Source organism: Planctomycetaceae bacterium (genome assembly GCA_041398785.1).
GTDB lineage: Bacteria > Planctomycetota > Planctomycetia > Planctomycetales > Planctomycetaceae > JAWKUA01.
On record JAWKUA010000010.1, the window covers coordinates 226211 to 238052 of the forward strand.

The following is an 11842-nucleotide window of genomic DNA, read 5'->3' on the forward strand; positions in this document are numbered from 1 at the left end:
CGATTGCTCTCGACATCAGACTGCTTCGTTCCGCAACAGCGTCTCGACACTACCGGTGGAATTTCACAAAGCGTCCAGGACGCGGTGCCGAGTCGGGAAGGTCCACCGGATGTCCGTCGCAAACGACCGGGATTCCGTTGACCAGCACATCACTGACGCCGCCGGCCGGAGTCTGCGGATTGTCGTAGGTTGCCTGATCGCGGATCGTGGCCGGGTCAAACACAACTACGTCTGCGAACGCTGCTTCGCGAATCCGGCCGCGATCCTTCAGTCCGAACTTTTCGGCGGCGTGACCGCTGAGTTTGTGGATGGCGTCTTCCAGTGAAAACAAGCCTCGCTCACGAACACACGAACCCAGCAGCCGGGCCGCGGAACCGAACTGCCGGGGATGTATCAGGCCTGAGTCAGCGTGAATTCCGTCGCTGCCCATCATGTACAGATCGTGCTGCAGAAATGGATCGATCTGCCGGTCATCGCCTTCCAGATAAACGCACAGCACAGCCATGCGTTCTTCGATCAGCAGGTTCAGCAGCGCTTCTTCGGCAGGCAGCCCGGTTTCTTCAACGTAGTCGCTCAGCAGCTTTCCCTGATGACAGGAATTTTCGCGTCCGGGCAGCCAGGCGATGCGGATGTTGTCCAGATCCAGCTTGTATGTTCGCAGGCAGTCGCGAAATCGTTCGCGTGTGTCAGGATGATTCAGCTTTCCCATCGCGGCCAGAGGCCCGTCTTCCCAGACGTCATACGGCAGCAGATAGTTCAGCATCGTGGAACCGGGCAGATACGGGTAAACGTCGAAACTCAGCGGCACCTGTTGGCGAGCTTTCTCCAGCCACGCCATCACCTCATCCGTCGGCTGGCCGGCGCGAGCCTTCAGGTGCGAAATGTGCAGACTCGCGCCGGATTCGACAGCGATCCGCAGAGCTTCGTCCAGAGCGGGCACCATTCCCAGCTTGTAACGAATGTGAGTCGCGTACAGTCCTCCGAATTCCGCGACGACTCTGCAGGCCTCGATCAGTTCGTCCGTTGTCGAAAAACACTGCACGATGTAATCCAGCCCCGTCGACAGACCGACGGCTCCGGCTTCCATGCCGCGGCGGATCTCCGTCCGGATCGACGCCATCTGTTCCCGGCTCGGCGGCTGCGAACCGAATCCGCAGATCAGCGAACGAACGTTGGCGTACGGCACATGCATCAGCGCATTCTGAGTCGTGCGGCCTTCAACGCACTGCATGAATTCTTCCAGTGACCGCCAGCCTTCGTATTCGTCCAGCCGCAGGCCGTCGAGTGCTCTCAGATAGAAGAACCATTCCCGCCACGTGTTTTCGTCGACGGGGGCATATCCGATGCCGTCCAGCAGCAGCACTTCCGAAGTGAATCCCTGCAGAATCTTCGCGGCCTGCAGCGGCTGCTTCAGCATCCAGCCGTCCGAATGGTTGTGAACGTCGACAAACCCCGGCGCGACAATTTTGCCGGCAGCGTCAATCGTGATCGTGGCCGCAGCGTCCGCAAGATTTCCCACAGCAGTAATCCGATCACCGACGATGCCAACGTCTGACACGACCCGCGGCGCGCGGCTGCCGTCGATGACCGTTCCCGAACGAAGGATGATGTCGAACATAACGATCCCGGTAAGAACAAACGACATGTCACGAAAGCCGGATGCTATCCTGGCAACGCAGCAGATTGCGAACCGCGCTGCCGACCCGGAGACACCCTATCCTGCTCCTGGAACCCACTGCCAGGAAGGCTCCGCCTTTCGGATCGCTGCTATGGCTCGCCGCCTGAAAGTGCAGGCTGAGCCTGCAAGGCACGGCGTTCCAGGGCAGGAGCCCTGGAACGAGGCGTCGTTCAGGAAATTGCTCCCTGGCAACCCGAACCCGCTCCGGCGGTGCAGCCGTAGCAATGCTGGCCGGTCGCGATTGGCCGCGAACGCAGAGCTGTCGCGTTGAAGTCCCGGATGTGTGTCGGCAGACCGGAAAGCAGTTTCATGTCCAGCATCTGATTGAAGTCACAGTCAAACAGATAGCCGTCCCACGAAACGGACAGCGTTGTGCGGCACATCAATCCGGGGACTGTCTGCGGGTTCCATGCACCGATCAGTTTCTGCAGATAATTGTCGTATTGACCGCGGGAAATCAGGTCGTCCAGAAACCGGCTGATGGGCATGTTGGTGATGGTGAACAGACGGCTGAACGTGATGCCGTATCGTTCGTGCAGTTCGCGGCGGTATGCTTCTTCGAGAGTTGCCTGCGGCGGAGGAAGTGCGGGCCCCTGCGGGTTGTAGACCAGCGTCAGGTCCAGTCCGCTGTCCGGTCGGCCGTAGCCAAGTTCATTCAGCCGCCGCAGAGCATCGATCGATTTTTCGAAGACGCCGTCGCCGCGCTGAGCGTTGGTGTTTTCCGCCAGATAGCAGGGCAGCGATGCAACGATGTCAACGCGATGTTCGGCCAGGAATTCCGGCAGATCGTCAAAGCCCGGAGCGAGCAGTATGGTCAGGTTGCACCGGTCAATGATGCGTCGCTTCAGGCGCGACGCTTCGGCGACGATCCAGCGGAAGTGCGGGTTCATTTCGGGAGCGCCGCCGGTGATGTCCAGCGTGGGAATGTCGTGTTCTTCAAGCACGCGCAGGCATAGTTCGGCGGTTTCGCGATTCATGATTTCGCGGCGATCCGGCCCGGCGTCGACATGACAGTGGCGGCACGTCTGGTTGCACAGCTTGCCGACGTCGATCTGCAGAACCTCAATCCCGGACGCTCGCAGCGGACCGTGACCGGATTCGAGCACGCTGTGTTCGAACGGCTTTTGATCGCCGGATTGCAGGATCTCACGCTGCCGAGCGGTGTCGGCCAGTGGATTGTCTTGACGGAGCAGCGTCAGCATCGATGGGTTCCGGGATCGGATGGCGGTGTAGGCTGGGACCGGATCAGCAGCAGGGCGTGTCGGAGCCACAGCAGTCGCCTGCCGCTTCCGATGTCACTCGATAACCGGCACCTTTTGTTTCTTTCGGATCGCGCCGTTTGGAGCGGCGGCAATCGAAGGCTTCGGCCTGTTCTGCGGGCACACGTTCCAGCGGTTCGATCGCGTCGAACATGCCGGTGTACGGTTCTGACTGCAGCAGGCGAAACGTTTTCTCGCAGACCGCCATCCGTTCTCCGCGAGGATAGACGTGTCCGTCGTCATCCTCGACTTTCCGAAACGGGCCGCGGTAGATCACGGCCTGATTGTGTTCCATGCACGGCCCCTGTTTGCCCTTGAAGGCCTGCACCGTGACGGAACGAAACTCGATCCCTTCCACGGTCTGCCACGGTTCCGAAGTCCGGCTGACGATGCTGATGCCGTGAAAGCCCGCTTCTTCGAAAGCCTGCAGAAACCGGTCTTCCCGAAACGCCCCTGATATGCATCCCGACCACAGTTCCGGCTGCTGCTGCAGATGAACCGGCACATCTTCATCGCTGACGATATCGCTGATAACGGCACGTCCGCCGCGTTTCAGCACGCGGAAGATTTCCGCAAACAACTGACGACGATCTTCGGTGCGGACAAGATTCAGCACGCAGTTGGAAACCACACAGTCAATCGAATCATCGGAAACCAGCGGCTGATCGCGGCGCAGCTGGTCTTCCAGAGCTCGCTGCCGCAGCCAGTCATCCCGGTCGCGAATGGAGGTTCCCTGAAGTTCGCGAGTCAGCAGGTCGAGATCCAGGCGAAGGTCCTGAATCAAACCGCAGCGGAACTCCACGTTGGAATAACCCAGCTTCGACGCGACCTCGTCCTGATAACGTCGCGCCAGAGCCAGCATTTCCGAATTGCAGTCGACGCCGATGACCTTTCCCTGCGCGCCGACGACCTGCGCCGCGATGTAGCAGACCTTGCCGCCGCCGGAGCCGAGATCCAGAACCGTGTCGCCGGGACGCACCCATTGAGTCGGGTCGCCGCAGCCGTAGTCGCGTTCCAGAATCTCCGACGGAATCACTTCCAGATATTCCGCGTTGTAACGCACCGGACAGCACAACGCGGGCTGCACCGCCTGGGCTCCCGCGGAATATCGAAGACGGACCGAGACTTCCGGGTCCATGGTCTGAGGAGCTGACGTCATGAGCGCTGGTTGCTTTCGAAAACTGACAGAAGGAAGTGAGCGAACACGCCGCCCCGGTTCAACCGACCGGTGGGTTCGTTCGGTGCAGGGACAACGCACAGTACCGATTCGATTGATTCGCCGCATCGTTCGAAGCGTGTTTCGTTCGCGGTGACCGGCTTCGTTCGCGGTGACCGGCTTCGTTCTTAGACTCGCGGGATGAAATGACGTCGGCAGAATATCAGGCAAGTCCGGGTCCTGCACGAGGTCACGAATGTTGCGACGGACGTGTGTTGTTCCTGCGGCGATGCCTGAGAAATCTCCCTGAGTCGTTTGAACTGAGCCGGCAGCAGCACGACGGCTGGCGATCGCTCCACCGCGCGAAGTTGTTTCTTCAGCGGGTGACGGTAACCTGTCCGCGAGTTGCCGGGTGCTGTGGCATCGTCTTCGCCGCGGCCGCATTCAGCGGTAATGTAGATCACACAACTCACGAATCGCGTCCGTGGAGTCTGCCGTGACGAAAGTTCGTCGACCAGTCCTGTGCCTGTGCTGCTGTCTGGTAATCGTGACGGCTGGCCGACCGCCTGCTGCAACAGCGGACGAAGATTCCGAAGTGCTGGCCGAATATCGAGCCGCAGCTCTGGAACACGGCGACGCCGAACGCGGAAAGGTGCTGTTCGAAGCCAGAGAAACCGCCTGCAACAAGTGCCACGCCATCAACGGGCGCGAACGTCTGGCCGGTCCGGATCTGGCGGTCGTCGGCGACAAGCTGACTCGCGAACAACTCATCACAGCGGTTCTGGAACCGAGTGCCGGCATTCATCCGGACTACGCGGCGACCACGATTGTGCTGAAGTCGGGAAAAACGGCCACCGGCGTCGTTCGGAACCGTGACGATACAGCGCTGGAGTTGTTCGACGTCGAGGGCAGGGTCTTCTCAATCGTCTCGGCCGACATCGAAGAAGAACACCGCGCGACGACATCACTGATGCCGACCGGCCTGCACAAGACTCTGAACGCCACACAGTTCTCGGACCTGATCGCTTACCTGACGACTCTGCGGCAGAAGGTCGACGTGCGGCCAGGCATGCCGGCGGAGATTCCCGTCCTGCAAAAGCCCATCCGCCTTCAGCCGTTTCACTCCGACGACATGAAGTTTGACCATCCCGTCTGGATCATCGCCATGCCGGGAACTCGCAACACGTTCCTGATTGTCGAACAGCAAACCTGCCGCATCTGGCGGCTGGAAAAAAACGACGCTGGTCACGACAGAAAGACGCTGTTCGCCGATCTGAGCGACGAATCGATTTCCGGGCAATACGAAGGAGTGATGTGCCTGGCATTTCACCCGGATTTTCTGAACAACCGCCGATACTTTTTGAACCATCACGTTCGCGAAGACGGGATCTTTTCTCCTGTCATCATCGAACGGAAAGCCAGCGAAGACTTCACACGCGATGCGGGCGAGCCGTCCCGGCGGCTGCTGAAGATTCCTCAGGGAACCGACCTGCACTGGGGAGGCATGCTGGCGTTTGGTCCTGACGGTTACCTGTACATCGGCGCGGGCGACGCCGGGCCGCAGGAAGATCCGGAAGGCCACGGTCAGGATCTGAGCATTCTGCCGGGCAAGATCCTGCGGATCGACGTCGACAACGCATCCGGCGACCGACCATACGCGATCCCCGACACGAATCCGTTCCGCAGCGCCGGCAACGGCGTGAAACCGGAAATCTGGGCGTACGGATTTCGCATGCCGTGGCGGTTTAGCTGGGATTCCAAAACCGGCGACTTGTGGGTCGGTGAAATCGGCCAGAACCTGTTCGAAGAAGTCACCATAGCGCGCGTCGGTGAAAATCACGGCTGGAATGTCTATGAAGCGTTCCTGCCGTTTTCCGAACAATACCGGCGCGAAGGTGAAATGTTCGTGCCGCCCGTGTTTTCGTATCGCCGCAAAGACGGAGTATCCGTGACGGGAGGATACGTCTACCGCGGATCACGCAGCCCGTCGTACGAAGGAGCCTACGTGTTCAGCGACTTCGAATCGAAACAAATCTGGGCACTGACTCAGGCCGACCGCCAACTGATCAAAGTCCGGCACATCGGCGAATGCCCCGAACAGCCGGCGTCCTTCGGAATCGACAGCGACTACGAACTGTTCATCGTCGGGTACCAGGGCACGATCTATCGCGTGGTCCTGGATGATTCTGTTTTTGAATGATGCGGCACAAGACTGACGCAACCTGGCCGAAGAGCCGCCTGTCGTTCGACACGACGGCATGGTTGGGCGCGCGTTCGTCGCGTCGCCATGCCGCTCGCTCGGGTTGAACGGTCGAATACACAGGAATACGATTCATGAATCCACGTGCAATGAAAATGTCAGTGGCTGTGCTGCTCACGCTGGCTGTGTCGATGCCCGTTCAGGCGGACGAAGCGCTGCATGAACTTCGCGTGCGGATATTGGGTGATGACAATTCGCCGGCCGCCGCGCGGGTTGTGGTGCGGGCGAGTGACAGTCGCGAGGTTGCTCCCGAAGGAGCGGCCGTGCGAAAGACGAAGGCCGGAGAATCGTACTTCTACGCCGACGGTTCGTTTCAGGCGGAAGTGCCGCCGGGACGTATGTTCCTGAAAGTGTCGGGCGGTCTTGAATTCGTTCCGCAGACGGTATTGATCGATGCGAATTCCGATGCCGAACTGACCGTGCATCTGCAGCGCTGGGTCGATATGGCGTCGCGAGGCTGGTATTCCGGTGATTCGCACGTGCATCTGAACACAGGCGGAACGATGGGCGTCACCGTCGCGGATGCTCTGGTGGCGGCTCGCGCGGAAGGGGTGAACTTCGTCAACCTGTGCATCTCCAACAACAAGGGTGACGATATTCGCGATGCCGACATGATCAGCGGCCGCCCGGAAGCGATTTCCACCGATCGGCACCTGCTGGTGTTCGGTGAAGAAATGCGAAGTTCGATTTACGGTCATATGCAGTTCTTCGGAATTCAAGAACTGGTGGAACCGCAGTACACCGGATTCGATGATACTCCCAACCACTTTGACTTTCCGGCGAACTATGTGATGGCGGCGGAAGCCTGTCGACAGGGTGGAGTCGTGACCTATGGTCATCCGATGTTCGCCGGACAGCCGTCGGCGTTCAGCGACGATCTGACCGCCGGCAGCGGTGCGGCTCGCGAACTTCCCGTCGACGCCATCCTGAACGTGACTCAGGCCGTGGACCTGATGTCGTATAACAGCGACGAAGATCTGTCGGCGGAATTGTGGTACCGACTGCTGAACTGCGGCCTGAAACTTTCCGCCTGCGTCGGAACGGATGCGCTGCTGGATCAGTCAACGGAACCGATGGGCGGCAGCCGCGTCTACGTCAAAACAAACGGCCCGCTGACGATGGAGAACTGGCTGGATGGCCTGGCGAACGGTCGCACGTTTGTCACCAACGGTCCGATCCTGCAGTTGTCCGTCAACGGTGCGGAACCCGGTGATTCGCTGTCCGCGGAATCAGACAGCGTCCGTGTGAAAGCCGTCGTCGAAAGCCATGTGCCGTTTGACCATGTGGAAATCATCGTCAACGGCACGGTCGCTGTCGACAACAGCGTCGCTGCAGCGTCTGGAGCATGCAACGGTTCAGCGGTATCAGTTCGAAGCGGATGTTCCGCTGAACCACAGCAGTTGGATCGCTTTGCGAGTTCGCGGCGGCGATCATGCCGATGTCTTTGACGGACCCGTGTGGCTTCATACCAGCCCGGTGTATGTTCTGAAGGACGACCTGCCGATCCGTAATCCGGACGACGCGGAGTACTTTGTGGAATGGATCGATCAACTGCTGCGAGTCGTCGCCGCGAAATCGATACGCCTCAGCGGAAGACCGGCAGCAGGTGGAATCGCTGTTTCAAGAGGCCCGCGCCGAGTTGGCTCACCGAGCCGTTCGGACCGCGGAATGACGCCGTCGGGATGCGATGTTCCTGTGCCGGGAAGACGTGGCCGCCGCCGTGACAGATGCCGCCGGCACGGTGACATCCCGCGCGATCAGCGGGATGCGTTGCGTCACACGGCCCGGGCAGCCTATTCCGGCTTGTCGTTATCGCTGCGATTGTCGCGGGCAGGGATCTTCAACACGCGCCTTTGGCAAGACCAATCTGTTCGACGCCCCGGTGACACGGATTCCCGTTTTCGGATCCGTGTAGATCACGTGAGTGTGTGTGCTCGTTGCCGGATGAGTCAGTTTTCCAACGGAGTCTGCGGCGTAGATGCCTTGCCTTACTGCCATGGCGAGAATGGTGTTGTCGAACTCCGAGCCGGCAGCTTTGGAGTGCGATGATCGAGCATCGCTTTCTTCTCAAGGTAGCGTGGACTGCCGAGGAGTCGTTCGGTTCAGGTGAAGCCGGAGGTTCAGGGAGATCGAAAGCGGCGACCAGTCGCCGCACTCCAAATGCCGCGTGATGTCATCGCAGCACGCCGCAAATGAGCTTTCCGACAACTGCGCCGCACAACTTTTTCAAATTACGAGCCAGCTTTGGAGTGCGATGTTCCAGCATCGCTTTGGTTCTCAAGGCAGCGTGGACTGCTGGCGCATCGTTCGGTTCACGGACGTCGCAGCCTCAGGGAGATCGAATGTGGCGACCAGCCGCCGCACCAAAAGCGGGATGTCGCATCGGACGTTCTCCGGCACATGCGGCTCGGCGGAGCCTCGCCCTCCCGGTCATCGGTCGAGCAGCGGTGCCAAGATGAGGTAGCGGTGGGATGCCCCTGTGTCCCGAATCCTCGATCCCGGTGACTGTGGCCGGTACACTCACGTCCCGCCATCACACGAACGCAGCAGAGACTTCACATTCATGCCGTCAGAGCAGATTCAGGTTCCCACTCTTCGCCGCTATCTGGTTCCGTTTGAGCCGAAGCGGGTGCCGCATCTGTTTGCCGACGTGCTGATCATTGGAGGCGGCATCGCGGGAACTCGCGCGGCACTGGCGATTGACCGGTCGCTGCGGACGATTGTTGTCACGAAGGACCGATTGCAGCAGTCCAACAGCACCTACGCTCAGGGAGGCATCGCGGGCGTGCTGGATCCGCTGGACGACTTCGCCAGTCACATCGCAGACACGATCGCCGCCGGTAAGGGCATGTGTGACGAGGACGTTGTCGAACTGGTGGTCCGCGAGGCTCCGGAGCGCATCCGGGAGCTGATTCGCTACGGAGCGGAATTCGATCGCGTCGAAGGCCAGCTGGCTCTGACGCTGGAAGGCGGCCACAGCCATCCGCGAGTCGCTCATGCGCTCGGTGACGCGACCGGTCAGGAAGTCATGCGCGCCATGCATCGCACGGCCATCGAATCCGGCCACATCGATGTCTGGGAGCAGACCTTCACCATCGACCTGCTGACTCGCGACGGCGTCTGCTGCGGAGCTTTGGTGTGGAACGCCAATCACGGACGAACGTTTGTCTGGGCCAAGCAGACGATTCTGTGTACCGGCGGTGCGGGAGCGATCTATCGCGAAACCACGAATCCTCAGATCGCCACCGCCGACGGCCACGCTCTGGCATATCGAGCCGGCTGTGAAGTTCGCGACATGGAATTCATGCAGTTCCATCCGACCGTGCTGTACATCGCGGGAAGTTCCCGACATCTGATTACCGAAGCCGTCCGCGGTGAAGGAGCCCATCTGGTCGACTGTACCGGCTACCGTTTCATGGGCGACTACAATGACGCTCTGGAACTGGCGCCGCGGGACGTCGTCAGCCAGGCAATCACGCTGCAGATGGCAAAGACGTCTCATCCGTGTGTGTACCTGGACCTGTCTCCCATCGGCGCGGAGAAGATCCGTCGCCGGTTTCCGCATATCGGAAAAGTGTGTTCCGACTTCGGGCTGGACATCACGACGGATCGCGTACCGGTGCGGCCGGGAGCTCACTACATGGTCGGCGGCGTGACGACGGATACGGAGGGCCGCACGAGTCTGCCGGGATTGTGGGCAGCCGGCGAAGTCACATCCACCGGGCTTCACGGAGCCAACCGGCTGGCGAGCAACAGCCTCCTGGAAGGAGTCGTCTTCGGCCTGCGGTGCGGCCGGCACGCTTCAGACGCCGCGATGGAGATGTCAGACAACTTTACCGCGCCGCCGCTGGTGTCTCTGCCCGGAATCCAGCCTGATCAGGACGGTGGCCTGGACCTGGCCGACATCCGAAATTCGCTGCGCAGCCTGATGTGGCGAAGTGTGGGAATCAGCCGCAACGAACGCGACCTGACAGCCGCCCGTCAACAGCTCGACTTCTGGGCCAATTACGTCTGCCGCCGAGACCTGCCGAACCCGGAAGGCTGGGAACTGCAGAACATGATGCTGGTCGGCCGCATCATGACCGCCGCCGCACTGGCTCGACGCGAAAGCCGCGGAGTCCACTTTCGCAGCGACTTTCCTGAGACCGACCCGAACCAGGCCCGACACATCGCCGTGAAGTCCTCGGGTTAGCACTCCGGTTTCGGCCGCGGTCCCGGGAGGCGTCTTCAAGATCGAACTCGAATTCCGCCGCGTCGGTTCGAACTGTTCAGAGTCCCGTCGCAGGAAGGAGAATGCATCAATCGGAGCAGCCGTCGCCAGTGTACCGTCGCGCGACGTGTAACTGACCCTTCCGCGAAATCCAACAGGTCGACTCGGGGAGTTTCCGAATCGCCGGGTTGAGGCGGGACGGTTCGCCTGAGCGAAACTTCGCCGCTACACTTCGCCCCGTTGATTCGACCGGACTTCAGCGATTTCGGAGTGCATTGCCATGCCCGTGCAGTGGAAGGGTGTCTTTCCCGCCGCGACAACTCAGTTCAACGACGATCAGTCGCTTAACATCGATGCGACGCTGAAGCATCTGGACGTCATGCTGGATCAGGGCATTCACGGATTGATCATGCTGGGAACCGTCGGTGAGAACTGCTCACTGCAGCCCGCCGAAAAGCTGGAGGTTCTGAGGGCCACGGTGCAGCATGTCAACGGGCGGGTTCCCGTGCTGAGCGGTGTTTCCGAGTACACGACAGCCGGCGCTGCCGGGTTTGCCGCCGACGCTCAGGCGGCCGGATGCGACGGACTCATGGTGCTGCCGGCGATGGTCTACAAGTCGGACGTTCGCGAAACGGTCGCGCATTTTCGAACCGTCGCTGGGGCTTCCGATCTGCCGATCATGATCTACAACAATCCGGTTTCCTACGGGATTGATATCAGGCCGCACACGTTTGTCGACCTGGCGGACGAACCGAAGATTGTGGCGATCAAGGAATCGTCCGAAGATCCTCGCCGCATCACCCACCTGAAAAACCTGTGTGGCGACCGCTACCTGCTGTTCTGCGGCGTTGATGACGTCATTCTGGAATGCCTGATGCTGGGAGCCGTTGGCTGGGTGTCCGGACTTGTGAACGCGTTTCCGGCGGAAAATCGCCTGCTGTGGGATCTGGCGACCAGCGGCCAATGGGAAAAAGCTCTGCAGGTTTACCGCTGGTACACGCCGCTGCTGCAGCTCGACACGCTGCCGAAGCTGGTGCAATACATCAAACTTGCCGTACAGGAATGCGGCTTCGGCTCGGAAGTGACTCGCGCCCCGCGCCTGAAAATCGAAGGCGAGGAACGCCAGCGCATTCTGAAAATTATCCACGACGGCATTGCGTCCAGGCCGCGACAGTGATCGGCCCGGTGATTCGATGAACGCCGATTTGCAACGGTTGCCGGGAGTCAGGGCTCCTGAGTTCCCAGGCGGGCGACGTCTTTGGAGTGCGGCGACTGTTCG

Annotated in this window: 7 protein-coding genes; 4 read left to right on the forward strand and 3 right to left on the reverse strand. The window is 60.4% G+C overall.

Annotated elements, in window-relative coordinates; genetic code table 11:
* Positions 1 to 49: 49 nt before the first annotated feature.
* The 3 genes from R3C19_13970 to R3C19_13980 form a co-directional block, all read right to left on the reverse strand.
* Positions 50 to 1645, reverse strand: a complete 1596-nt coding sequence (locus tag R3C19_13970) for an amidohydrolase family protein (GenBank protein MEZ6061447.1) — start codon at positions 1643 to 1645, stop codon at positions 50 to 52.
* Between the two features lie 203 nt (positions 1646 to 1848).
* Positions 1849 to 2880, reverse strand: coding sequence for an arsenosugar biosynthesis radical SAM protein ArsS (arsS, locus tag R3C19_13975; protein MEZ6061448.1), 1032 nt, complete (start codon positions 2878 to 2880; stop codon positions 1849 to 1851).
* Positions 2881 to 2923: 43 nt separating this feature from the next.
* Positions 2924 to 4096: a methyltransferase domain-containing protein gene (locus R3C19_13980; protein ID MEZ6061449.1), complete on the reverse strand. Its 1173-nt coding sequence runs from the start codon at positions 4094 to 4096 to the stop codon at positions 2924 to 2926.
* Positions 4097 to 4589: 493 nt separating this feature from the next.
* Here R3C19_13980 and R3C19_13985 point away from each other — a divergent pair, with 493 nt between their 5' ends.
* From R3C19_13985 to R3C19_14000, 4 genes are all read left to right on the forward strand, one after another.
* A complete protein-coding gene (locus tag R3C19_13985) occupies positions 4590 to 6293 on the forward strand; it encodes a PQQ-dependent sugar dehydrogenase (GenBank protein ID MEZ6061450.1) in 1704 nt (567 codons plus the stop codon).
* A 134-nt stretch (positions 6294 to 6427) separates the two neighbouring features.
* On the forward strand, positions 6428 to 7801 hold the full coding sequence (locus R3C19_13990; GenBank protein ID MEZ6061451.1) for a CehA/McbA family metallohydrolase: 1374 nt from the start codon (positions 6428 to 6430) through the stop codon (positions 7799 to 7801).
* Between the two features lie 1115 nt (positions 7802 to 8916).
* The gene (nadB, locus tag R3C19_13995; GenBank protein MEZ6061452.1) at positions 8917 to 10545 is read left to right on the forward strand and encodes an L-aspartate oxidase; all 1629 of its coding nucleotides are present in this window, start codon (positions 8917 to 8919) and stop codon (positions 10543 to 10545) included.
* Positions 10546 to 10843: 298 nt separating this feature from the next.
* The gene (locus R3C19_14000) at positions 10844 to 11740 is read left to right on the forward strand and encodes a dihydrodipicolinate synthase family protein (protein MEZ6061453.1); all 897 of its coding nucleotides are present in this window, start codon (positions 10844 to 10846) and stop codon (positions 11738 to 11740) included.
* Positions 11741 to 11842 lie beyond the last annotated feature (102 nt).